The organism is uncultured Pseudomonas sp., assembly GCF_913777995.1.
Classification (GTDB): domain Bacteria; phylum Pseudomonadota; class Gammaproteobacteria; order Pseudomonadales; family Pseudomonadaceae; genus Aquipseudomonas.
The window spans coordinates 71,314-93,671 of record NZ_CAJYVE010000024.1 but is presented as its reverse complement, the minus strand read 5'-3'; the positions used below and the strand labels follow the sequence as shown (position 1 = coordinate 93,671).

Below are 22,358 nucleotides of genomic sequence, written 5' to 3'. Positions count from 1 at the left end.
TATCGCCCCTTAGCCTAATACTGATCATTTAGACCGTGGGAGCGAGCTTGCTCGCGAAGGCGGCGTCAACTTCACAGCTGATTCAGCGACTTTGCCAGTTTTTCGCGAGCAAGCTCGCTCCCACCAAGCCGCACAGCGCTTAATCGAACAGTATCGCCGCTTAGCCTCAATCGGCTTCCAGCACCACCACGCGCTGTCCGGCACGTACCGCCGAACCCGGCTGCACGCGTACTTCCCGTACGGTTCCAGCCACCGGAGCCAGCAGCGGGATTTCCATCTTCATCGACTCCAGGATCACCAGCACCGCACCGGCTTCGACCCGCTCGCCGGGCTGCACCTGAACCTGCCAGAGGTTGCCGGCGATGTGGCTGTCGACCCCCTGATGACCCTCGGCCAGTGGCGCCTCTTCGGTGACCGGCGCGCTGCTCTCCTCGCTGACGAAGTCGGCCTGGCCGTTGGCGATCCAGCGTTCGCGTTCGGCGTTGAAGGCCGCCTGCTGCTGGGTGCGAAAGGCGTCGATACCAGCGGCTTCGCGGGCCAGGAAGGCCTGGTAGTCGGCCAGGTTCAGGTGACTCTGCTCGATGTGCAGCGGGTAGCGGCCCAGCGGGAAATCACGGCGGATGCGCAGCAGTTCTTCAGCGCTGACCGGGAAAAAGCGGATCTGGTCGAAGAAGCGCAGCAGCCAGGGTTTGCCCTCGAAGGCCGCGACTTCGCGGTAGCGGTTCCACATCTGCAGGGTCCGGCCGACAAACTGGTAGCCGCCGGGGCCTTCCATGCCGTACACGCACATATAGGCACCGCCGATACCCACCGAATTCTCGGCGGTCCAGGTGCGCGCCGGGTTGTACTTGGTGGTCACCAGGCGGTGGCGCGGGTCCAGGGGCGTAGCCACCGGCGCGCCGAGGTACACGTCGCCCAGGCCCATCACCAGGTAGCTGGCGTCGAACACCGTGCGCTGCACTTCATCGAGGTTGGGCAGGTCGTTGATGCGGCGGATGAACTCCAGGTTGCTCGGGCACCAGGGTGCGTCCTTGCGCACCGTGGTCATGTATTTCTCGATGGCCAGCTGGCAGGCCGGGTCGTCCCACGACAGCGGCAGGTGCACGATGCGCGACGGCACCTGCAGGTCGCCGGCGGCGCACACCGCGTCCCATTCGCCGGCGACGACTTCCAGCAGGCGTGCCAGCGGCAGGCGCTCGGGCTGGTAGTGCACCTGCAGCGAGCGGATGCCCGGGGTCAGGTCGATCACCCCGTCCAGCGCCAGGCCTTCCAGGGCCTGCATCAGCGCATGGCCACGGAAGCGCAGCACCAGGTCCAGCTCGGCGGCGCCGATTTCCAGCAGCAGATGGGTGTCGCCCGACAGCCGCGCTACCAGCCGCGTGTCGGCGTGGCCGATGTCCAGCACGATGGGGCTGGGCAGTTCACTGACCGGGCGCGGGGCCTGGTCGCTGGCCTGTGGGGTGCTGCCGATCAGCGCGCGGGCGCTGGCGATGTCTACCGGGTGGAAGCGCACCTTGTCGCCGGCCTTGAGCTGGCCGAGCTGCCACAGGTCGGCTTCGATGATGGTGACCGGGCACACGAAGCCGCCCAGGCTCGGGCCGTCGGGGCCGAGAATCACCGGCATGTCGCCGGTGAAGTCCACCGCGCCGATGGCGTAGGGGTTGTCGTGGATGTTCGACGGGTGCAGGCCGGCTTCGCCGCCGTCGGCGCGCACCCACTCGGGTTTCGGGCCGATCAGGCGCACGCCGGTGCGGCTGGAGTTGAAATGCACTTCCCAGTCGGTGGCCAGGAAGGTGTCCATGTACGCGGCGGTGAAGTACTCCGGCGCGCCATGCGGGCCGTAGATCACCCGCAGGTGGCGCACCGCGCCCAGCTGCGGCAGGTCGGTGTCGGCGATGCGCTGCCCGGCGCTGCGCTCGCTCAGCGGGTTGAGGTGCAGCACGTCGCCGGCGCGCAGGGCGCGGCCGCCGTGTCCGCCGAACTGGCCGAGGGTGAAGGTGCTGCGGCTGCCCAGGTATTCAGGCACGTCCAGGCCGCCACGCAGGCACAGGTAGCTGCGTGCCCCGGCTCCGGCAATGGTGCCCAGTGCCAGGGTGGCGCCAGCCGGAATGTACAGCGCGGTGTTCATCGGCTGTGCGGCGCCGTCGAGGGTCAGCGGGATTTGCGCCCCCGTGACCGCCACCACGGCCTCGCTGTTGAAGCGCAGCAGCGGGCCGCTCATGGTGATTTCCAGGCCCGCGCAGCCTTCCGGGTTGCCCAGCAGGCGGTTGCCCTGGCGCAGCGCCAGGCTGTCCATCGGCCCGGACGGTGGCACGCCCACGGCCCAGTAGCCGAGGCGGCCGGGGTAGTCCTGCACGGTGGTCTGGGTGCCGCCGCTGAGCACTTCGAAGGTTTCGGCCTGGTACTGCAGGCCTTCTAGGCAGCGGGTCCAGGGTTGGCCGCTGGCGAAGGGGGTGTCCTGGATGATCTGCCGCAGGTAGTCGCGGTTGGTTTCCACGCCATACAGGCGCGTGTCGGCCAGGGCCTGCTCCAGCGCCTGGCTGGCCTGTTCGCGGCTCGCTGCCCAGGTGATGACCTTGGCGATCATCGGGTCGAAGAACGGTGGGATCTCGCAGCCGGCCTCGACCCAGGTGTCGATACGCAGCGCCTGGCCATCGGCAGGCGGGAAGCTCACGGCGGTGAGCAGGCCGGGGCTGGGCTGGAAGTCGCGGCCCGGGTCTTCGGCATACAGCCGCGCCTGGATGGCATGGCCCTGCGGGCGCAGGCCGGCCTGCAGCTCGGCCAGCGGCGGCAGGTCGCCGGCTGCCAGTTGCACCATCCAGGCCACCAGGTCGACGCCCCACACCTGTTCGGTCACGCCGTGCTCGACCTGCAGGCGGGTGTTCACTTCGAGGAAGTAGAACTGCCGGGTGTCGCTGTCGAAGACGAATTCCACCGTGCCGGCGCTGCGGTAGTTCACCGCCCGTGCCAGGCGCACCGCCGCCTCGCACAGGGCCTCGCTCATGCCAGCGGGCAGGTTCGGCGCCGGGGTCTCCTCCAGCACCTTCTGGTTGCGCCGCTGCACCGAACAGTCACGCACGCCCAGGGCCAGTACCTCGCCCTGGCCGTCGCCGAACACCTGCACTTCCAGGTGCCGGGCGCGCTGGATGTATTTCTCCAGGAACACCCCGGCATCGCTGAAGTTGTTCTGCCCCAGACGCTTGACCGCTTCGAACGACTCGCCCAGCTCGGCCGCCGTGCGGCACACGCGCATGCCGATGCCGCCACCGCCGGCGGTGCTCTTGAGCATTACCGGGTAGCCGATGGCCTCGGCGGCGGCCAGCGCCGCGTCCAGGCTGTCGAGCAGCTCGGTGCCCTCCAGCATCGGCACGCCATGGGCCTTGGCCAGGGCGCGGGCGGTGTGCTTGAGGCCGAACACGCGCAGCTGTTCCGGGGTCGGGCCGACGAAGGCGATGCCGGCGTCTTCACAGGCCTGGGCGAAGGCGGCGTTCTCCGAGAGGAAACCGTAGCCGGGATGGATGGCCTGGGCGCCGCTGGCGCGGGCGATGGCGAGGATGCGCGGCACGTCCAGGTAGGTCTGCGCTGCACCGCCTTCACCCAGGCTGTGGGCCTGGTCGGCCTGCAGCAGGTGCAGGCTGGCGGCGTCGGCTTCGGAATACACCGCCACGCCCTTTACATCGAGGGCCTTGAGGGTGCGCAGGATGCGGCAGGCGATGGCGCCGCGGTTGGCGATCAGCAGAGTGTCGAACATGGCAGTTACCCCGGAAACCGGTTCGGGCCGGTTCATGCAGGCAGCGGGCCGTCCCGCTATGGGTCTTGGCACGCAACGGTCGTCCGTTGCGGGTGGCTGGCGTGGGCCGGGGTTCAGTCGCGGATCAGCAGTTGCGCCGGGGTCGGGTTGTAGCCGTTGCACGGGTTGTTCAACTGCGGGCAGTTGGAAATCAGCACGATCACGTCCATCTCGGCGCGCAGCTCGACGTACTTGCCCGGCGCGGAAATGCCGTCTTCGAAGGTCAGGCCGCCCTCGGCGGTGACCGGTACGTTCATGAAGAAGTTGATGTTCGGGCCGATGTCACGCTTGCTCAGCCGGCCATCGTGGGCGCAGGCGCGCAGGTAGTTGTCGCGGCAGCTGTGCATGTAGCGCTTGTCCAGGGCGTAGCGCACGGTGTTGCTCTCCTGGGCGCAGGCACCGCCGAGGGTGTCGTGGCGGCCACAGGTGTCTTCGACGATGGTCAGCATCGGCCGGCCGAGGTTGGAATACAGCACGCTGCCGGTGCTCAGGTAGACGCGCTTCTGGTTGCGCAGGGTGCGCTGCACGTCGTAGCGCTCGCGCGGGTTGGCCAGGCTGAAGAACAGCGTGTCCACCGCCTGGTTGCCTTCCAGGTCGAGAATGCGCACGGTCTGGCCGGCCTTGACCTCGGCCAGGAACGGCTCGCCGGCCGGGATCAGCGGGTTGCAGCAGGTGTGTTCGTGCAGGGACATGGCGGGCTCCTCAGGCGTACAGGCGTTCGGTGTTGATGAAGCCGCGCTCGTTCTCCGGGCGCGAGGTGCGGCAGTGTTCGGCGACGCTGGCGTCGGCCTTCATCCAGGTCAGTTGCACCGGCTGCGGGGCGTATTCGGGATTGGGGTCCATGGGGTGCTGCAGGGCGGTGAGCACCACCAGGGTGTCCATCGGCGCGTACAGTTCGATGTAGTCGCCGGCCTTGGAGTTGCCGGGCACGAAGCTCAGTTCGCCGGTTGCACTGACGCTGACGCGGCTGAACAGGTTGAGGGTCATCAGCAGCTCGCTCAGGCCCAGGTCCCATTTGCCCAGTTCCACCAGCAGGTTGTCGACGCCGTTGCGGAAGAAGCCATTGCGCAGTTCCTGGTAGCGGCCCTGGCCGTATTTCTGCGCGACTTCCTCGGCGTTGAGCACGCCGCCGATGCTGTCGTTCCAGCCGCAGGTGTCTTCGCTGATCGCCGCCAGCACCCGGCCCATGTCCGAGTACAGGCAGTGGCCACGGCTCAGGCGCGCGGTGTGCTGGCACTTGAGGCTGTCCGGCAGGTTCAGGCGCTCGCTCTTTTCATGGGCATTGAGCAGGGTCAGGCTGACGTTGGCGTGGCCGTTGAGGTCGGTCAGGCGCAGCAGCTCGCCGCGCTTGAGGACGAACGAGCGGTGCCCGCCGCCGGGCAGCAGTTCCTCGGCGAATACCGGGAACAGGGTGGTGGAGTCGGTCATGGCAGGTCTCCTGTCAGGCGCCTTGCAGCGCGTCCAGCGCCGCGCGCGCGGCGCGGCGGTCAGTGTTGAGCGGAATGTCGTAGGTGATGCGCGCGCCGTAGGCCCCCGGTTCGTGAGGGTCGACGCGCACCTTGTCGAAGACCAGCAGGCGGGTGCCGAGGTTGAAGCCTTCGGACAGGTCGTGGGTGACCATGAACACGGTCAGCCGGGTTTCCTGCCACAGCTCCAGCAGCAGCGCGTGCATGTCCTTGCGGATGCCCGGGTCGAGGGCGCCGAACGGCTCGTCGAGCAGCAGCACGCGGGGCTTCATGATCAGTGCCTGGGCGATGGCCAGGCGCTGTTGCATGCCGCCGGAGAGCTGCGTCGGGTACTTGTCCAGGGCATGCCCCAGGCCGACCTTGCGCAGCAGCTCGGCGGCCTGCTCGCGGGCCTGGCGCCTGGCCTGGCCGAACAGGCGACCGAGCAGGCGTGCGCGGGGCAGTTCCAGGCCCAGGGCGACGTTGTCCAGCACCGACAGGTGCGGGAACACCGAGTAGCGCTGGAACACCACGCCACGGCTCGGGTCCGGCTCGCGGGCCAGGGCCTCGCCGCCCAGAGTGATGTGCCCGCGGCTGGGCGATTCCTGGCCCAGCAGCATGCGCAGGAAGGTCGACTTGCCGCAGCCGGAGGCGCCGACCAGGGCGCAGAACTCGCCCTCGGCCACGTCCAGGTCGAGGCCTTCGAGCACCACCTGGTCGCCGTACTGCTGCCACACGTTGCGCACTTGGATGAAGCTCATGGGCGGGCTCCTTCGTACCAGGGGAAGGCTTTGCGCGCCAGGCTGCGCAGGCCCAGGTCCATCAGCCAGGCGAGCAGGGTGATCCAGGCCACGTAGGGCAGGATGACGTCCATCGCCAGGTAGCGGCGCACCAGGAAGATCCGGTAGCCCAGGCCGTCGGTGGAGGCGATGGCCTCGGCGGCGATCAGGAACAGCCAGGCCGAACCCAGCACCAGGCGCAGGGCGATGAGCAGGCGTGGCAGCAGTTGTGGCAGCACCACGCGCAGGATCAGCGTCCAGGTCGAGGCGCCGAGGGTCTGCGCCTTGATCAGCAGTTCCGGGGGTATCTCTCGGGCGCGCTGTTCCAGGTCACGCGCCAGCATGGGGGTGATGCCGATCACGATCAGCATCACCTTGGACAGCTCGCCCAGGCCGAAGACGATGAACAGGATCGGCAGGATCGCCAGCGGCGGCACCATCGACAGCACGGTAAGCAACGGCGACAGCGGTGCGCCGAACAGCGGCAGCACGCCCGCTGCCATGCCCAGGCACAACCCCAGCAGGGCGCTGATGCCCAGCCCCAGCGCCAGGCGCTGCAGGCTCGACGCGGTGTCTTGCCAGAGCAAGTAGTCGCCGGTACGCACGTCGGCCACGAAGGCCATGCGCTTGACGGCATCGAGCATCTGCACCGCGCTGGGCAGCAGCTTGTCGGTGGGGTTTTCCGCCAGGCGGCTGGCCGAACCCAGCAGGTAGGCGAACAGCAGCAAGGCGAATGGCAGCAGCACCAGGAACAGGCGCGCGGCGCGGTCCGGGTGACGGTTGATCAGGCGCATGACGTAGCCCTTTGTCGGTGAGGCGGCTTACAGCGTGCCGTCGGCGGCCATCTGCACGTAGGTCGGGTCGAAATGCAGCTTGAGGTTGCCCTTGTCGCCTTCGGTCACGCCCTTGGCGAAGGTCATGCCCACCGCACTGGCGTCACGCGCGCCTTCGCCGAGCAGGCCATGTTCGAAGGAAAACGCCGCGACCTTGCGCATGGTGCCGGGCAGCTGGGCGCTGGTGACGAAGTCCAGGGCTTGCTTGGGCGTGGCGAACAGTTTGGTGGTGGCCAGCTGCGCTTCGAAGCCGGACAGGTCGGTGCCCGAGGCCTTGGCCATGTGTTCCAGAGCCGCCTTGCTGGCCGCGTTGCGCTGGTTCATCAGCTCGACCACTTCGAACCAGGCGCCGGTCAGGGCTTTGCCCAGCGCCGGGTTGTCCTTCAGGGTCTGGGTGTTGACCACCATCATGTCCATGATCTCGCCAGGAATCTTGCTGGAGTCGAAGACCTGGGTGACGCCCGGACGCGCCTTGATCTCGGCGAGCATCGGGTTCCAGGTGGTCACTGCCTGTACGTCAGGGGTGGAGAAGGTGGCCGAGATGTCCGCGTCGGAGGTGTTGACCACCTTGACGTCGCGCTCGGTCAGGTCGACGGTGTCCAGGGCGCGGGCCAGCAGGTAGTGGGACACCGACAGCTCGACCAGGTTGACGTTCATGCCCTTGAGGTCTTTCACGGTCTTGCCTTCGCCCTTGAGCACGATGCCATCGTTGCCGTTGGAGAAGTCGCTGACCACCAGCGCGGTGCTTTGCACGCCACCGGCAGCCGGGATGGTCAAGGCATCCATGTTGGTCATGGTGCAGCCATCGAACTGGCCGGCAGTGTATTGGTTGATCGACTCGACGTAGTCGTTGAGCTGGGTGACGTCGATCTTGATGCCGTACTTCTGCGCCCACTTGTCGACGATGCCCTGGGTGCCGGCGTATTCCCAGGGCATCCAGCCGGCATAGATGGTCCAGCAGACGTTGAAGTGATCCTTGGGCGCTGCCTGGGCCGGGAGGCTCAGTGCCGCGAAGAGACCTGCGGCCAGAAGGCCGGCCAGACGAAACTTGGACTTGTGCGTGGGCATCGTGAGAAACCTCCAGTATGGAAAAGGGCGGCCAGGAGCTACGCGACACCATGGGTGTCCTGTCTCCCGGGCTTTTATCCCGCCGTGTAACCTCACTGGAGGTCGCTGACTCTCGGACCAGCCACCCGCCTTGCGGCGAGCCGGAACCCTAGTCAGCCATTGCAAATTGTGGTGCCGCGAACCTGAGTTGACTCCTGCACGCTTATCGCTATGCGAGCCGCGTGCCAGTTGCGCAAAAGTGCGGGCTGGCGGGCTTTACGGGCAATTCTAGGGTTCCGTGCTGCGCCGGGCATGCCTTGTGCTGGTGCAAGGCGCACTGTGATGAGGCGTGAAATGTCTTGTTGCATATTGATGACCGTTGGCAAACCCCCGCCGCGTCGGCGCGCAACCGCTTCAGCGAGGTGGTCGAACAACCAGGCGTTGACCGGGTGTCGCACCGAAGGCGCTTTTTCCGGTCTTATGTCTCGTCCCCCAAAGTATTGGGGGACGCGTTCAGCGTCGCTGAAACGTGACCCTTGCGGTCCAGGAGGCCGCCCATGTATCGACGATCCCTTTGTGTGCTGCTGATGGCTGTATCCCTGACCGGTTGCTATGCAAGCTCCGGTTATTACGAAACGGATGTCTATACCCGACCTGCTGCATCGACCTATTACTACGCAGGACCCACTTTCTATCAGGAGCGACGTGTCTACGTGGCGCCGCCGCCGCGTTATTACGGCCCACCCCCACCGCCACCGCGCTACTACGGCCCTCCACCACCGCGGTATTACGGGCCTCCACCGCCGCGCTACTATGGCCCGCCACCGCCGCGCTATAACGGCCAGCCGCTGCCACCCCGGGTCTACATGCCGGGCCGCCCGCCGGGCCAGGCCTGGGACAACCGCTGGAATGACCAGCGTGACCGCAATCGCTGGAACGACGGTCGCAACGACAACCGCTGGGACGGGCGCCACTGAGCCCGAGAAGGCCCGTCCAGCCGCAGGTAAAGCGCGGCTGGACGGGCCATTTGACTTTGCCGGCCAGCTTTCCTAGTGTCCGCGCATTCTTCATACACGGGCAGGACCATGACCAGCGACGACCGCATCAAACTCGAACCCAGTTGGAAGCAGGCCTTGCGCGAAGAGTTCGACAAGCCCTACATGGGCGAGCTGCGCGAGTTCCTGCGCCAGGAACATGCCGCCGGCAAGCAGATCTTTCCGCCGGGCCCGCTGATCTTCAATGCGCTCAACTCCACGCCGCTGGACGACGTGAAGGTGGTGATCCTCGGCCAGGACCCGTACCACGGTCCCGGTCAGGCCCACGGTCTGTGCTTCTCGGTGCAGCCTGGCGTGCCGGCGCCACCGTCGCTGGTGAACATCTTCAAGGAATTGCAGCGCGACCTGAACATCGACATCCCCAACCATGGCTGTCTGCAGTCCTGGGCCGACCAGGGGGTGCTGCTGCTCAATACCACCCTTACCGTGGAGCGCGGCAACGCTGCCTCCCATGCCGGGCGGGGCTGGCAGCATTTCACCGATAAGGTCATCGAAGTGGTCAGCGCCCACCAGCCGAACCTGGTGTTCCTGCTCTGGGGCGCCCATGCGCAGGGCAAGCGCAAGCTGATCGACGCCACCAAGCACCTGATCCTCACCTCGGTGCACCCGTCGCCGCTGTCGGCCTACAAGGGCTTCATCGGCAATGGGCACTTCGGGCGTGCCAACAAGTTTCTCGAACAGCATGGCCTGACGCCGATCGACTGGCGTTTGCCGCCGCTGTAGGCGGCTTCAGCCGCGCCGGGCATCCCGGCTGAAGCCAGTGCTACCGGTCCAGGGCAGCAGGCTCAGGCCTTTGCCCTGGCCCAGCGCCTGTACAGCGGCTCGGCCAGGAACAGCACCAGCAGCAGACGCATCACCTGCATGGCGGTGACCAGCGGCACCGACAGCTGCAGCACCTCGGCGGTGAGGCTCATCTCGGCGATGCCGCCTGGCATCATGCCCAGGGTCAGCGAGCGCACGTCGAGGTGGGTGAGGGTGCCGAGGATCAAGGCCGCCAGCGCCGCGACCAGCATCATCAGCGAGGTGCCCAGCAGCGTGCGAGCCAGGAACGATGGCGCGCGGCGAAAGAACGCCCGGTTGAAGTGGCAACCCAGGCCGCTGCCGATCAGCAGCTGGCCCAGCTGGCTGCTGCCGTCCGGCAGGCCGAGGCGCAGGTCGCAGAAAATGCTGGCCGCAGAGCTGACCAGCAGCGGGCCGAACAGCCAGGGGTTGGGTTGCCGGCAGCGCTGCCAGAGCACCGCCATGAGCGCGCCGGCCAGGGTCAGGCCGACCAGCCAGCGCCAGTCGACGTTCAGGGTGTGGGAGGCGAGGGCGCCGTCACCGAGCAGGTACTTGAAGAGGGCCGGTACGCACAGTACCACTGCCAGCACCCGCAGGCTCTGCGCGGCGGCCACGCTGCTGAGTACCGCGCCATTGCGCCCGCCGAGGTTGACCATTTCCTGCGAGCCGCCGGGCATGCTGGAGAAGAACGCCGTCGGCCGGTCTTCGCCGGTGCGCAGCATCAGCCACACGCCGGCCAGGCACGACAGGCCGGTAATCAGTGCACCGCCGAGAATCAGGCCGAAGTGGCCGAGCACCTGCTCGACCACCTCGGGATTGAAATGCAGGCCGATCCCCACGCCGATGATCAGCTGGCCGCATTTGCGGCCACCGGGGATCTGCGCCAGCTGCCAGGGTGTCAGGCTGCGCACCAGGATGACCGCCAGCAACGAGCCGACCATCCATGGCAAAGGCCAGCCGATGAGGCTGGCCAGGTAACCCCCCGCCAGCCCAGCCAGCGGGGTCGCCCACCATGAGCGCCAGGTGCCGTCAGGCATCGGCCAGGGCGCTGCGCTGCTTGGCACGTTTGCGCCAGATGCGTACCAGAGGGAACAGCAACATCACGACGGTCAGCGACCACACTCCGACGGAGATGGAACTGGACCACAGGATGCCCAGCTCACCGTTGGAGATCGACAACGCGCGGCGCAGGTTCTGCTCCATCAGGCCACCGAGGATGAAACCGAGCAGGATCGGCGACAGCGGGAAGTCCATCTTGCGCAGGATGTAGCCGAAGATGCCGATGCCGACCATCAGGAACAGGTCGAAGGTGGTGGCATGCACGGCGTACACGCCGATCGCGGTGATGATCGCGATCACCGGTACCAAGGCCCAGTTCGGCACGGCCAGGATGCGGGTGAAGATGCGGATCATCGGAATGTTCAGGATCACCAGCATGACGTTGGCGATGAACAGCGAGGCGATCAGGCCCCAGACGATATCCGGCTGTTGCTGGAACAGCATCGGGCCGGGGGTGATGTTGTACAGCGTCAGTGCGCCGATCATCACCGCCGTGGTGCCCGAACCGGGAACGCCGAGGGTCAGCATCGGTACCAGGGCGCCGCAGCAGCTGGCGCCGATGGCGGTTTCCGGTGCGGCCAGGCCGCGCATGTCACCCTTGCCGAACTCGCCCTTGGCGCCGGCGATGCGTTTCTCGGTCATGTAGGCCACGGCACTGGCCAGGGTCGCGCCGGCACCCGGCAGTACGCCAAGGACGAAGCCCATCAGGCCGCAACGCAGGTTGACGACGAACACCGCCGCCGCTTCCTTCATGTTGAACAACATGCGCCCGGTGGCCTTGACCGCTTCCTGGCCACGATGGGTCTTCTCCAGCAGCAGGAGGATTTCGCTGATCGAGAACAGGCCCAGCACCAGCACCACGAACTGAATGCCATCGGCCAGGTGCACGTCGTCACCGGTGAAACGGTATACGCCGCTGTTGGCGTCGATGCCCACCGCCGATAGGAACAGGCCGATCAGCGCCGCGATGAAGGTCTTCAGGGGGCGGTCGCCGGCCATGCCGCCCAGGCAGACGATGGCGAAGACCATGAGCACGAAGTATTCCGCCGGTCCGAAGGCGATCGCCCACTTGGCCAGGATTGGCGCGAACAGCACCATGCCGCAGGTGGCGATGAAGGCACCGATGAACGAACTCCAGGCCGACAGCGACAGGGCGACGCCTGCCAGGCCCTTGCGTGCCATGGGGTAGCCGTCGAGGGTGGTCATCACGGTCGAGGCTTCGCCCGGGATGTTGAGCAGGATCGAGCTGATCCGCCCGCCGTACTCGCAACCCAGGTACACCGCCGCCAGCAGGATCAGCGCCGATTCCGGCGGCAGGCCCAGGGCGAAGGCGATGGGGATCAGCAGCGCCACGCCGTTGATCGGGCCCAGCCCTGGCAGCAGGCCGACGATGGTGCCGATCAGGGTGCCCGACAGGGCAGTGACCAGGTTGTAGGGGGTCATGGCCACGCCGAAGCCCTGGCCGAGGTAGCTGAAAGTATCCATGTCAATTCTCCAGGACGCTGAGCCAGCCCATGGGCAGCGGCACGTCCATGGTTTTGTCGAACAGCACGTACAGGGCGATGCTCATCAGCACTACTACCACGGTGCCGGGCACTGCGCGGCCACCATAGAGCAGGGCCATGGGCACGCCGATGAGAATGCTGCTGAGGATGAACCCCAGGGTTTCGAAGGTGGCGGCGAAGATCAGCAGCAGGCCGATGCAGGCGCCGATCTTGATCAGGGTTTCGCGGTCCAGCGGCGGCTCGTCTTCGGAGTGCACGATGGGCGTAGGACGAAACAGCATGTACAGCAGCGCCACGCCCATCAGGCCGAGCATCAGCAGCGGAAAGGCACGCGGGCCGACCGGCTCATAGGAAAACGGTGCCTGGTAGGGCCAGGCCATGATTGCCAGCGCGGCGCAGACCAGCAGCAGCGCGGCGGCGAAGAGTCGTTGCAAGACCATGGAAGTCTCCCGGACCGCGCCCTTTGCCAGGCGACGGCCCTTGTCAGTCAGGCGGTGGCGGTCACTGGATCAGGCCGAATTCCTTGGCCAGCTTCTTGTACTCGACGACCTGCTTCTTGACGTAGGTGTCCAGTTCTTCACCGGTCATGGCGAAGGGGAACAGCTCGCGCTGGTCGCGCAGCTTGGCGAAGTCTTCCGAGGCCAGCACCTTGTCGAACGCGTCTTTCCACCACTTGTAGTCTTCGTCGCTGACCTTCGGCCCCAGGTAGAAACCGCGTACCACTGGCCAGACGATGTCATAGCCCTGCTCGCGGGCGGTGGGGATGTTCTTCATCTCCGGCTCGTCGATGCGGTTCTCGGCGAACACCGCCAACAGGCGCATGTCGCCGCTGAGGATGTGCGGCATGGAGTCGGAAATGTCGGTACTGCCGACCTGAATGTGGCCGCCCAGCAGTGCGGTAGCGATCTCGCCGCCACCCTCAAGGGCCACGTAGCGCAGGGCGCGCGGGTTGATGCCGGCGGCCTTGGCGATCAGCGCGGTCTGCATCCAGTCCTGGCTGCCCACGGTGCCGCCGGAACCGATCACCACCTTGCTCGGGTCTTCCTTGAGTGCCTTGACCAGGTCATCCAGGGTCTTGTACGGCGAGTCGCTCTTCACGGCGATGGCGCCATAGCTGGTGCCCACGGCGGCCAGCCAGCGCACGGCGTTCTCGTCGAACCGACCGAACTTGCCCTGCGCCAGGTTGAGCAGCGAGCCACTGGACCAGGCCACCAGGGTGCCGGCATCGGCCGGACGCTGGGCGACCACGGCGTTGTACGCCACTGCGCCCACGCCGCCCGGCATGTAGGTGACGCGCATCGGCGAACTCAGCACCTTCTCGTTGATCAGCGCGCTCTGGATCAGCTTGCAGGTCAGGTCGAAGCCGCCGCCCGGCGAGGCCGGAGCGATACATTCCGGACGCTTGGGTTCGGCGGCGAAGACCTGGGTGGCCAGCAGCAGGCTGCTGGCGGCCAAGGCAAGATGGCGCAGGGATCGTTTCATGGGACAGTCTCCTTTGAGCGTTATTTTTGTTGATTGGAAGCTGTGGGCTGCCGATGAGCGATCGGGCAGCCGTATTCGCCGGCGCGTTCAGCGACGTCGGAGCGAAAATGGGTGTGCGAGGCCAGTCGAGGTCACGGCGCATTGGCCGCTCGGGCAGGGGAGTGGTTCGCGAGACGGGGCGAGAGAGAAAGCAAGGCGGTCCGATGGGCATCGGTCATGGCTGAAAATCCTTTTATTGTTGTTATGTGTGCCCGCGCGCTGATGCGCAGTGGCAGAAGCCCTGTTTTCGGGCGTTTGCTCGATGCTAAAACATCAACCTTTCAGCAACCTTTCAGTTCTGAAAGCTTCGCGGGACGGTTTGGCGGCAATTTGTTTCGGGGCTTCACAGAGGCTGGGTGTGCTGTAACACTTCTGCGGTTTCTTCCCCCCCATCCCCCCATGCCCGGAGGCCGAGATGCGTGTTTTGCTCGTCGAAGATCACCTGCAACTGGCCGAAAGTGTCTGCCAGGCGCTCAAGCTCGCCGGTCTGACCGTGGATGTGCTGCATGACGGGGTCGCCGCCGACCTGGCCTTGAGCAGCGAAGAGTATGCCGTGGCCATTCTCGACGTCGGCCTGCCGCGCATGGATGGCTTCGAAGTGCTGGCGCGCTTGCGCGGGCGCGGCAAGAACCTGCCGGTGCTGATGCTCACCGCGCGCAGCGACGTGAAGGACCGCGTGCATGGCCTGAACCTCGGGGCCGACGACTACCTGGCCAAGCCGTTCGAGCTTTCCGAGCTGGAGGCGCGGGTCAAGGCGCTGCTGCGTCGCAGCGTGCTGGGCGGCGAGCGCCAGCAGCGTTGTGGCGCGCTGGTCTACGACCTCGACACCCGGCGTTTCAGCTTGCAGGGTGAGCCCCTGCAGTTGACCTCCCGCGAGCAATCGGTGCTGGAGGTGCTGATCGCCCGCTCCGGACGGGTGATGAGCAAGGAACAACTGGCCGGGCAGGTGTTCGGCATGGACGAAGAGGCCAGCCCGGACGCCATCGAGATCTACATCCACCGCTTGCGCAAGAAGCTCGACGGGCACGCGGTGGCCATCGTGACCTTCCGTGGCCTGGGTTACCTGCTGGAAAGTCGCGATGCGCAATGACAGCCTGCGCTGGCGCCTGCTTTCGACCCTCGGCCTGTTGCTCACCCTGCTGATGCTGGCCAGTGGCATGAGTGCCTACTGGAATGGCCGCGAGGTTGCCGACACCGCCTACGACCGCACCCTGCTGGCCTCGGCACGTACCATCGCCGCGGGCCTGGCGCAACGCGACGGTACGTTGAGCGCGGACATTCCCTACGTGGCCCTGGACACCTTCGCCTACGACAGCGAGGGGCGCATCTATTACCAGGTCAACGACATCCACAAGCGCTTGATATCCGGCTACGAGAACCTGCCTTCGCCACCGCCGGGCACGGCGCGTACCGATGACTACCCAGCCCTGGCGACCTTCTACAACGGCGTCTATCGCGGCCAGAACGTGCGCGTGGTGAGCCTGCTCAAGCCGGTCAGCGAACCGGGCATGAACGGTATTGCCGAGATCCGCGTGGCCGAGACCGACGATGCGCGGGTGGGCATGGCGCGCAGCCTGATGGCCGACACCCTGCTGCGCCTGGGCATGCTGGGCGCCGGTGCGATGCTGCTGGTGTGGTTTACCGTCAGCGGCGCGCTGCGCCCGCTGGAACGTTTGCGCAGCGCCGTGGAAGAACGTCGGCCGGATGACCTGCGGCCCTTGCCGATGGTCGAGGTGCAGCACGAGCTGCGGCCGCTGGTCAGTGCGCTGAACCACTTCACCGAGCGCCTGCGCCATCAGTTCGAACGTCAGGCGCAGTTCATCGCCGATGCGGCCCACGAATTGCGTACGCCGCTGGCGGCGCTCAAGGCGCGGGTCGAGCTGGGGCTGCGTGAACGCGACCCGCTGCAGTGGCGACACACCCTGGAGTCGGTGGCTCAAAGCACCGACCGCCTGACGCACCTGGCCAACCAGTTGCTGTCGTTGGCACGCATCGAGAACGGTGCGCGCGCCATCGCCGAGGGCGGCGCGCAGCGCCTGGACCTCAGCCAGTTGGCCCGCGACCTGGGCATGGCCATGGCGCCGCTGGCCTACGCTCGCGGCGTCAGCCTGGCGCTTGAGGCTGACGAGCCGGTGTGGTTGCGCGGCGAACCGACGCTGCTCAACGAGCTGTTGAGCAACCTGGTCGACAATGCCCTGGCCCACACCCCTTCTGGCGGAAACGTGGTCTTGCGGGTGCTGGAGCCGGGCATCCTGGAGGTCGAGGACGACGGCCCCGGCATTGCGCCCGAGGACCGCGAGCGGGTCTTCGAGCGCTTCTACACGCGCCAGCCGCATGGCACCGGGACCGGCCTGGGGCTGGCGATCGTGGGCGAGATCTGTCGCGCTCACCTGGCGCAGATCTCGTTGCATGATGGGGCCGAACGAGGCCTGAAAGTGCGGGTGCGGTTTTCCTGAGTGTCCAAGTCACCGCGCTGGGAAAGCCGCCCGGCTGAAGCCGCTATGCGGAAACAGCGCTGAACGCTAGTAGAACAGCCGGCTGGCTTCATCCATATCAATGGCCAGTTGACCGCCGGCCGGGTCTAGGCCCAGACGAGTGAAGGCCGGCAGGTCGATGATGTCGACCTGGCCCAGCGGGTGGGGAGTGCCCCTGTTGATATGTGCGCTGGCCACCTGCACCAGATCGACGTAGTCGGCCTTGCGCAGCGGCCGGTCCAGTATCTGGAACTGGCTGGGCACGGCAGCCAGGGCTTCCGGGAAATCCCAGGTGTGCAGCAGGCGCTCGCCAATGGTCGGGTGGATGTTGTCGATGACGTGATTGAGGCTGATCGGGTCGGCCAGCAGGTCGAAGTGATCTTCGGCGTAGGTCAGGATCGGCAGGATGCCGATCAGGTGGACCAATCCGGCCAGGGTGGCCTGGTCAGGCTTGAGCGCGGTGTAGCGTTGGCACAGGGTGTAGCTGATGCCCGCCACTTGCAGGCTCTGCTGCCAGATTTCGCGCATTTTCTGCTCGATCACCGGCGATTTGGCATGGAACATCTGTTCCACCACCAGACCGATGGCCAGGTTGCTGGTGTAGTTGATGCCCAGGCGCCGAATGGCGGAACCGACGTCGCTGATTTCGACGCTGCCGCGCAGCATCGGGCTGTTGGCGATACGAATCAGGCGTGCGGACAGGGCGGTGTCGTGACCGATCACCCGGCTCAGCGCGGCGACGCTGATCTCGGTGTCTTCGGCGGCCTGGCGGATCTTGAGGGCAACTTCGGGCAGGGTAGGCAAAAACAGTGCGTCCCGATCAATGGCCTTGATCAGGTCTTTTTGTACCTCAGCAGCCATCTTGCTCATGTTAAGTCTCGTAGCTGTGGGCTCTTGTCAGGGGCCGGCAGGCCATGGGCCTGCCGGTTCGGCTCAGCGCTGGATTTCCAGCTTGCTGTCCAGGGTGTACGGCAGATCCTCTAGGCGCAGCTGCGGTCCTTCGGCGCTGCCCAGATGTACCTGGCCATCTTCGATGGCGTTGTCCTGCAGCACGGCCAGCAGTTCGATGCCGTCGTCGGCTTGCGCAGCGATCACCACATTGCCCACGGCGCTGGTATGCACCGGTGAGAACAGTGGCGTACCTGGCTCGGGCAGGGTGTCGCCAGCCAGGCTGAGGCGGTACAGGCGGCGCTTGAGCTTGCCCAGGTACTGCATGCGCGCAACGATTTCCTGGCCGGTGTAGCAGCCTTTCTTGAAGCTCACGCCATCCACGGCCTGCAGGTTGATCATCTGCGGGATGAACTCTTCGCGGGTGGGACCCAGCACCTGGCCGATGCCGGCACGGATCTGTCCCAGCAGCCAGTCGTTGAGCGGCGCTTCGGGCAGGTGTGCGGCCAGCCTGGCGCGCACTTCTTCGGCCTGTGCGGCAGGCACCCACAGCTCGGCGCGTCCGGCGCTGACCCGGGTGGCGAGCAGCCCGGCGTGGCGCACCAGGCTGTTGGTTTCCGCTGGCAGGTCGAGCCCCAGCGTGGCCAGTGCGCTGTCACCCTGCTGCAGGCCGAAACGTACCCAGGCGGCGCTTTCGTCGGTGAGCTTGGACTTGGAAAACACCGCGTACTTGCGCAGGTCGGCCAGTTGCGCCTCGATCAGCTCGCTGGCCATGGCCAGCAGGCAGCCGTCGGTTTCGAAGAGGATGCGGAAGCTCGATTGCATGCGGCCTTTCTGGGTGCAGCGTGCGCCCAGGCCGGAGCGGGTTTCGCTCAGGTAGTTGATGTTGCAGGTCAGTTGGCCCTGGAGGAACTTGCCAGCGTCTACGCCGCGTACGGCCAGGACGCCTTCGTGAGACAACGTGCAGAAGAAAGCTGGGTCGGCCATGGTCATCGCAAAGATCAGAAAGAAATGTCGTACATCATAGTGATGTACCGGGAAGAAAGGTATACGCAAGCCTTTGTCACAGCCTGCCATTCGAGCACGGCGGCAAAGCCTGTATACTCGCCGCCTGATTTCGAGGAGCGATCCATGGTCGATGAAGTAGAACTCAATCGTCTGTTCTGGCACAGCCGCCGCGGCATGCTGGAGCTGGACGTGCTGCTGGTCCCTTTTGTGCGGGAGGTTTACCCGAGCCTGAACGATACAGACCGCGCCTTGTATCGCCGTCTGCTCGACTGTGAAGACCAGGACATGTTCGTCTGGTTCATGCAGCGTGGCGAATCCGAAGACGCCGAGCTGCAGCGCATGGTTCGCATGATTCTGGACCGTGTCCAGCCGAAGTGATCCCTTCGAATGCCGCTGGCGGCCCTCCAGGACGCTGCTGGCGGTCTATCTGACGGCCCAGGTCCTGGCCTGGGTGGCCTTGGGGCTGCTGTCGATTCCCACCTGGCTGGCCCTTTCTGGCTGGCTGCTGTGCCTGGGCCATGCCGCCTGGGTATTGCCGCGTTGCATTCTGTTCACCCATCACCAAGCCTTTCGCGCCTTGCGTCATGGCCCCGATGGCTGGCAGGTCGGTGGCGATGATGGCCGCTGGCGACCCGCCCGCATATGCGCCGACAGCCTGGTCATCCCCTGGCTGGTGGTGGTGCGATTCAAGCTTGCCGACGAGCGGCGTTTTCTTCGCTTCACCCATTCCCTGTGCATCCCCCGCGACGCCTTGCCGGCCGATGCGCACCGGCGTCTGCGGGTGCGCCTGCGTTTTGCCCGGCATGGCTGAAACCGCTTGCGGGGTGGTCAGCGGGCGTGATGTTCCGGCGTCAGTACGGTGTCCGTGGCCTCGGGCAGCATCTGTGGATAGTCCAGGGTGTAGTGTAGACCGCGCGATTCCTTGCGTTCCATGGCCGAGCGGATCATCAGCTCGGCGACCTGGGCCAGGTTGCGCAGTTCGATCAGGTCGCGGCTGACCTTGTAGTTGCTGTAGAACTCGTCGATTTCGTCGAGCAGCAGGCGTACCCGGTGTTGGGCGCGCTGCAGGCGTTTGTTGGTGCGCACGATGCCGACGTAGTCCCACATGAAGCGCCGCAGTTCGTCCCAGTTGTGCGCGATGATCACGTCTTCGTCCGAGTCGGTCACCTGGCTGGCGTCCCAGGTGGGCAGGTGGTTTGGCATGTCAACCTGGTCAAGCTGCGCGACGATGTCGGCGGCGGCGGAGCGGGCATAGACGAAGCATTCCAGCAGCGAGTTGCTGGCCATGCGGTTCGCCCCGTGCAAGCCGGTGCAGCTGGTTTCGCCCACGGCATAGAGGCCGGGCACGTCAGTGCGACCGTGGTTGTCGACCTGTACGCCACCGCAGGTGTAGTGCGCTGCGGGCACCACGGGGATCGGCTCGCGGGTGATGTCGATGGAAAATTCCAGGCAGCGTTCGTAGACGGTGGGAAAGTGCGCCTTGATGAACTCGGCCGGTTTGTGGCTGATGTCCAGGTACACGCAGTCGATACCCAGGCGCTTCATTTCGTGGTCGATGGCGCGGGCCACGATGTCCCGGGGCGCCAGCTCGGCGCGCTCGTCGAAACGCGGCATGAAGCGCTCGCCGCTGGGCAGGCGTAGTACGGCGCCTTCGCCACGCAGCGCTTCGGTGACCAGAAAGCTCTTGGCCTGCGGGTGGTACAGGCAGGTGGGGTGGAACTGGTTGAACTCCAGGTTGGCGACCCGACAACCGGCGCGCCAGGCCATGGCAATGCCGTCGCCGGAGGCGCTGTCCGGGTTGCTGGTGTAGAGATAGACCTTGGCCGCACCACCGCAGGCCAGGAGCGTGAAGCGCGCGGCGTGGGTATCGACTTCGCCGGTATGTCGGTCCAGCACATAGGCGCCCAGGCAGCGCTGGCCCGGCAGGCCCAGACGCGGCTCGGTGATCAGGTCGATGGCCACGCGCTGCTCCAGCAGCTCGATGTTCGGACGCTGGCGAGCCTGAGCCAGCAGGGTGCGGAAGATGGCCGCGCCGGTAGCGTCGGCGGCGTGGATGATGCGTCGATGACTGTGGCCGCCCTCGCGGGTCAGGTGAAAGCCGAAGCCTTGGGCCTGTTCGGGGTCCTCGTCACCGCGGGTGAAGGGCACGCCCTGGTCGATCAGCCACTGGATGGCTTCGCGACTGTGCTCTACGGTGAAGCGTACGGCTTCTTCGTTGCACAGGCCGCCGCCGGCATTGAGGGTGTCTTCTACATGGGATTGCACGGTGTCGCTGTCATCGAGGACCGCCGCCACGCCACCCTGGGCCCAGAAGGTCGAGCCGTCCGACAGGTCGCCCTTGCTCAGAACGGCAATGCGCAGGTGTCCTGGCAGGGTAAGGGCCAGGCTCAACCCGGCAGCGCCGCTGCCGATAACCAGGACATCATGCTGAAAATGTAGGCTCATTCATCAAATCCGCTTAGACCAGGCATCGCGTGCCATGGAAGTTCAGTCTTGTCGCCGCCGGAACCTGGACGGCCCCCTAGTATAAGTAAGGGGGGGACGGCACAATATCCACGTAGTTAGTGGCACTGTGAGACCAGGAGCGGGATCGGATTGTGCGCCACTCACCGGGATGATGCCTACCGTTTTTCGGTGCGTGTGCCGGGGAGGGCGGTGATCGGATCCACTGGGGAGTTTCGGCCTGTGTATACAGGGGTGCGGGAACTTTTCAGCAAGCCCAAAACTCAATAGCGGGATACCTGATAAAGGGAGCGTATCGGCCGTACGCAGCGATCATCGGCGGCCGATCCGACGAAAAGACTATTGACGCAGCCGAGCTTCGTTCGAGCTGCGTTTTTCGTGCAGGCTGGTTCAATGTCTGCAGGAAACTTGCCTGAAGGGGGAGAACTTTTGCCAAAAGCCCGAGTCTATGTTTGCAAGCCTGAGCGATGGCAGATGCAACACTCCTTCAGGCTCAACGAGGAGTGTTCATGCTAACCCAGGAAGAGGATCAGCAGCTGGTCGAGCGCGTGCAGCGCGGTGACCGGCGAGCATTTGATCTGTTGGTGCTGAAGTACCAGCACAAGATTCTCGGGTTGATCGTGCGTTTCGTGCACGACACCCATGAAGCTCAGGATGTCGCGCAGGAAGCCTTTATCAAGGCCTACCGCGCACTCGGCAATTTTCGCGGCGACAGCGCGTTCTACACGTGGCTGTACCGCATCGCCATCAACACGGCGAAAAACTATCTGGTGTCCCGTGGAAGGCGGCCGCCAGACAGCGATGTCAAGTCCGAAGATGCAGAGTTCTACGACGGCGACCATGGCCTCAAGGACATCGAATCTCCGGAGAGGTCATTGTTGAGGGATGAAATCGAAGGGACTGTCCATCGAACCATCCAGCTACTCCCGGAAGATTTGCGCACGGCCCTAACTTTGCGCGAATTCGACGGTCTTAGTTATGAGGACATTGCGAGCGTCATGCAGTGTCCGGTGGGTACCGTGCGCTCTCGGATCTTCCGCGCTCGGGAAGCCATCGATAAAGCCCTGCAGCCGTTGTTGCAGGAAACCTGAGACAGCGGCGATAGCCAAGAGAGGAACCCGCCATGAGTCGTGAAGCCCTGCAGGAATCGCTGTCCGCGGTGATGGATAACGAAGCGGACGAACTGGAATTACGTCGTGTATTGAACGCCATCGACGACGCCGATACACGGGCCACCTGGGCGCGTTACCAAGTAGCGCGTGCAGCCATGCACAAGGAGCTGCTGGTTCCTCATCTGGATATCTCTGCTGCTGTGTCGGCGGCGATTGCTGATGAAGCCTCGCCTCTCAAGCCTGGTCGTGGTCCATGGCGCACCCTGGGTCGCCTGGCGGTAGCCGCTTCGGTCACCGTGGCAGTGCTGGCTGGTGTGCGCCTGTACAATCAGGACGAAATCACCGGCGCCCAGCTGGCCCAGCAAAGCCAGCAGCCCGCCAACCTCTCGGTAGCTCAGCCTCAGGGCCCTGCCGTGCTGGCGGGTTACAACACCAGTGAAGAGGCCGGTCCTGCCGCCGGTGGCGCCGTACAAGGCCAGGCCGGTGTCGATGACCAGCGTGTGCCCGGTTACCTGCGTCAGCATGCCCAGCAGGCTGCGCTGAAAGAAACCGAAAGCGCACTGCCTTACGCACGTGCTGCGAGCTTGGAAAACCGCTAA

At 65.5% G+C, this 22,358-nt stretch carries 21 protein-coding genes and 1 riboswitch; of the genes, 8 read left to right on the top strand and 13 right to left on the bottom strand.

Annotated elements, in window-relative coordinates:
* Positions 1 to 166 precede the first annotated feature (166 nt).
* From uca to QZ497_RS09950, 6 genes are all read right to left on the bottom strand, one after another.
* On the bottom strand, positions 167 to 3,751 hold the full coding sequence (gene uca / locus QZ497_RS09975; RefSeq protein ID WP_295473761.1) for an urea carboxylase: 3,585 nt from the start codon (positions 3,749 to 3,751) through the stop codon (positions 167 to 169).
* A gap of 113 nt (positions 3,752 to 3,864) precedes the next feature.
* The gene (locus tag QZ497_RS09970; protein ID WP_295473758.1) at positions 3,865 to 4,482 is read right to left on the bottom strand and encodes an urea amidolyase associated protein UAAP2; all 618 of its coding nucleotides are present in this window, start codon (positions 4,480 to 4,482) and stop codon (positions 3,865 to 3,867) included.
* 10 nt (positions 4,483 to 4,492) lie between these two features.
* On the bottom strand, positions 4,493 to 5,218 hold the full coding sequence (locus QZ497_RS09965; protein ID WP_295473756.1) for an urea amidolyase associated protein UAAP1: 726 nt from the start codon (positions 5,216 to 5,218) through the stop codon (positions 4,493 to 4,495).
* A gap of 13 nt (positions 5,219 to 5,231) precedes the next feature.
* Complete coding sequence (locus tag QZ497_RS09960; RefSeq protein ID WP_295473753.1) at positions 5,232 to 5,996, bottom strand: ABC transporter ATP-binding protein; 765 nt, start codon at positions 5,994 to 5,996, stop codon at positions 5,232 to 5,234.
* Positions 5,993 to 6,808, bottom strand: coding sequence for an ABC transporter permease (locus QZ497_RS09955; protein ID WP_295473750.1), 816 nt, complete (start codon positions 6,806 to 6,808; stop codon positions 5,993 to 5,995). The genes QZ497_RS09960 and QZ497_RS09955 overlap by 4 nt, the downstream gene beginning before the upstream one ends.
* Before the next feature lie 27 nt (positions 6,809 to 6,835).
* Complete coding sequence (locus QZ497_RS09950; protein WP_295473747.1) at positions 6,836 to 7,915, bottom strand: putative urea ABC transporter substrate-binding protein; 1,080 nt, start codon at positions 7,913 to 7,915, stop codon at positions 6,836 to 6,838.
* A 61-nt stretch (positions 7,916 to 7,976) separates the two neighbouring features.
* A riboswitch (guanidine-I (ykkC/yxkD leader) is annotated at positions 7,977 to 8,078 on the bottom strand.
* A gap of 373 nt (positions 8,079 to 8,451) precedes the next feature.
* Here QZ497_RS09950 and QZ497_RS09945 point away from each other — a divergent pair.
* Positions 8,452 to 8,871: a hypothetical protein gene (locus tag QZ497_RS09945; RefSeq protein ID WP_295473744.1), complete on the top strand. Its 420-nt coding sequence runs from the start codon at positions 8,452 to 8,454 to the stop codon at positions 8,869 to 8,871.
* 108 nt (positions 8,872 to 8,979) lie between these two features.
* Entirely contained in the window at positions 8,980 to 9,672 is a 693-nt protein-coding gene (gene ung, locus QZ497_RS09940) for a uracil-DNA glycosylase (RefSeq protein ID WP_295473741.1), read from the top strand.
* A gap of 62 nt (positions 9,673 to 9,734) precedes the next feature.
* Here the strand turns inward: ung and QZ497_RS09935 are convergent, their stop codons facing one another.
* The 4 genes from QZ497_RS09935 to QZ497_RS09920 form a co-directional block, all read right to left on the bottom strand.
* Positions 9,735 to 10,766 carry an AbrB family transcriptional regulator gene (locus QZ497_RS09935; protein ID WP_295474302.1) on the bottom strand — a complete coding sequence of 344 codons (1,032 nt, stop codon included), beginning with the start codon at positions 10,764 to 10,766 and terminating at the stop codon, positions 9,735 to 9,737.
* Positions 10,759 to 12,273 carry a tripartite tricarboxylate transporter permease gene (locus tag QZ497_RS09930; protein ID WP_295473738.1) on the bottom strand — a complete coding sequence of 505 codons (1,515 nt, stop codon included), beginning with the start codon at positions 12,271 to 12,273 and terminating at the stop codon, positions 10,759 to 10,761. Before QZ497_RS09930 ends, QZ497_RS09935 begins: the two co-directional genes overlap by 8 nt.
* 1 nt (position 12,274) lies before the next feature.
* A complete protein-coding gene (locus QZ497_RS09925) occupies positions 12,275 to 12,733 on the bottom strand; it encodes a tripartite tricarboxylate transporter TctB family protein (protein WP_295473736.1) in 459 nt (152 codons plus the stop codon).
* 61 nt (positions 12,734 to 12,794) lie between these two features.
* A complete protein-coding gene (locus QZ497_RS09920; RefSeq protein WP_295473732.1) occupies positions 12,795 to 13,775 on the bottom strand; it encodes a tripartite tricarboxylate transporter substrate binding protein in 981 nt (326 codons plus the stop codon).
* Positions 13,776 to 14,229: 454 nt separating this feature from the next.
* Between QZ497_RS09920 and QZ497_RS09915 the strand changes: the two genes are divergently transcribed.
* Both QZ497_RS09915 and QZ497_RS09910 read left to right on the top strand, forming a co-directional pair.
* On the top strand, positions 14,230 to 14,904 hold the full coding sequence (locus QZ497_RS09915; RefSeq protein ID WP_295473729.1) for a response regulator: 675 nt from the start codon (positions 14,230 to 14,232) through the stop codon (positions 14,902 to 14,904).
* Positions 14,894 to 16,270: a sensor histidine kinase gene (locus tag QZ497_RS09910; protein ID WP_295473726.1), complete on the top strand. Its 1,377-nt coding sequence runs from the start codon at positions 14,894 to 14,896 to the stop codon at positions 16,268 to 16,270. The genes QZ497_RS09915 and QZ497_RS09910 overlap by 11 nt, the downstream gene beginning before the upstream one ends.
* A gap of 66 nt (positions 16,271 to 16,336) precedes the next feature.
* Here the strand turns inward: QZ497_RS09910 and QZ497_RS09905 are convergent, their stop codons facing one another.
* Together QZ497_RS09905 and QZ497_RS09900 are read right to left on the bottom strand one after the other, a co-directional pair.
* Positions 16,337 to 17,158 (bottom strand): HDOD domain-containing protein, encoded by an 822-nt coding sequence (locus QZ497_RS09905; RefSeq protein WP_295473723.1) that lies wholly within the window; start codon positions 17,156 to 17,158, stop codon positions 16,337 to 16,339.
* Positions 17,159 to 17,221: 63 nt separating this feature from the next.
* Positions 17,222 to 18,163 (bottom strand): folate-binding protein YgfZ, encoded by a 942-nt coding sequence (locus QZ497_RS09900; RefSeq protein WP_295473720.1) that lies wholly within the window; start codon positions 18,161 to 18,163, stop codon positions 17,222 to 17,224.
* Between the two features lie 144 nt (positions 18,164 to 18,307).
* Between QZ497_RS09900 and QZ497_RS09895 the strand changes: the two genes are divergently transcribed.
* Both QZ497_RS09895 and QZ497_RS09890 read left to right on the top strand, forming a co-directional pair.
* Positions 18,308 to 18,562, top strand: coding sequence for a succinate dehydrogenase assembly factor 2 (locus tag QZ497_RS09895; protein WP_295473717.1), 255 nt, complete (start codon positions 18,308 to 18,310; stop codon positions 18,560 to 18,562).
* Positions 18,546 to 18,995 carry a protein YgfX gene (locus QZ497_RS09890; RefSeq protein ID WP_295473714.1) on the top strand — a complete coding sequence of 150 codons (450 nt, stop codon included), beginning with the start codon at positions 18,546 to 18,548 and terminating at the stop codon, positions 18,993 to 18,995. Before QZ497_RS09895 ends, QZ497_RS09890 begins: the two co-directional genes overlap by 17 nt.
* Before the next feature lie 17 nt (positions 18,996 to 19,012).
* Here the strand turns inward: QZ497_RS09890 and nadB are convergent, their stop codons facing one another.
* Positions 19,013 to 20,629, bottom strand: coding sequence for an L-aspartate oxidase (gene nadB, locus QZ497_RS09885; protein WP_295473711.1), 1,617 nt, complete (start codon positions 20,627 to 20,629; stop codon positions 19,013 to 19,015).
* A gap of 527 nt (positions 20,630 to 21,156) precedes the next feature.
* Between nadB and rpoE the strand changes: the two genes are divergently transcribed.
* Both rpoE and QZ497_RS09875 read left to right on the top strand, forming a co-directional pair.
* Positions 21,157 to 21,738 carry an RNA polymerase sigma factor RpoE gene (gene rpoE / locus QZ497_RS09880; protein WP_295473708.1) on the top strand — a complete coding sequence of 194 codons (582 nt, stop codon included), beginning with the start codon at positions 21,157 to 21,159 and terminating at the stop codon, positions 21,736 to 21,738.
* Between the two features lie 32 nt (positions 21,739 to 21,770).
* On the top strand, positions 21,771 to 22,358 hold the full coding sequence (locus QZ497_RS09875; RefSeq protein WP_295473706.1) for an RseA family anti-sigma factor: 588 nt from the start codon (positions 21,771 to 21,773) through the stop codon (positions 22,356 to 22,358).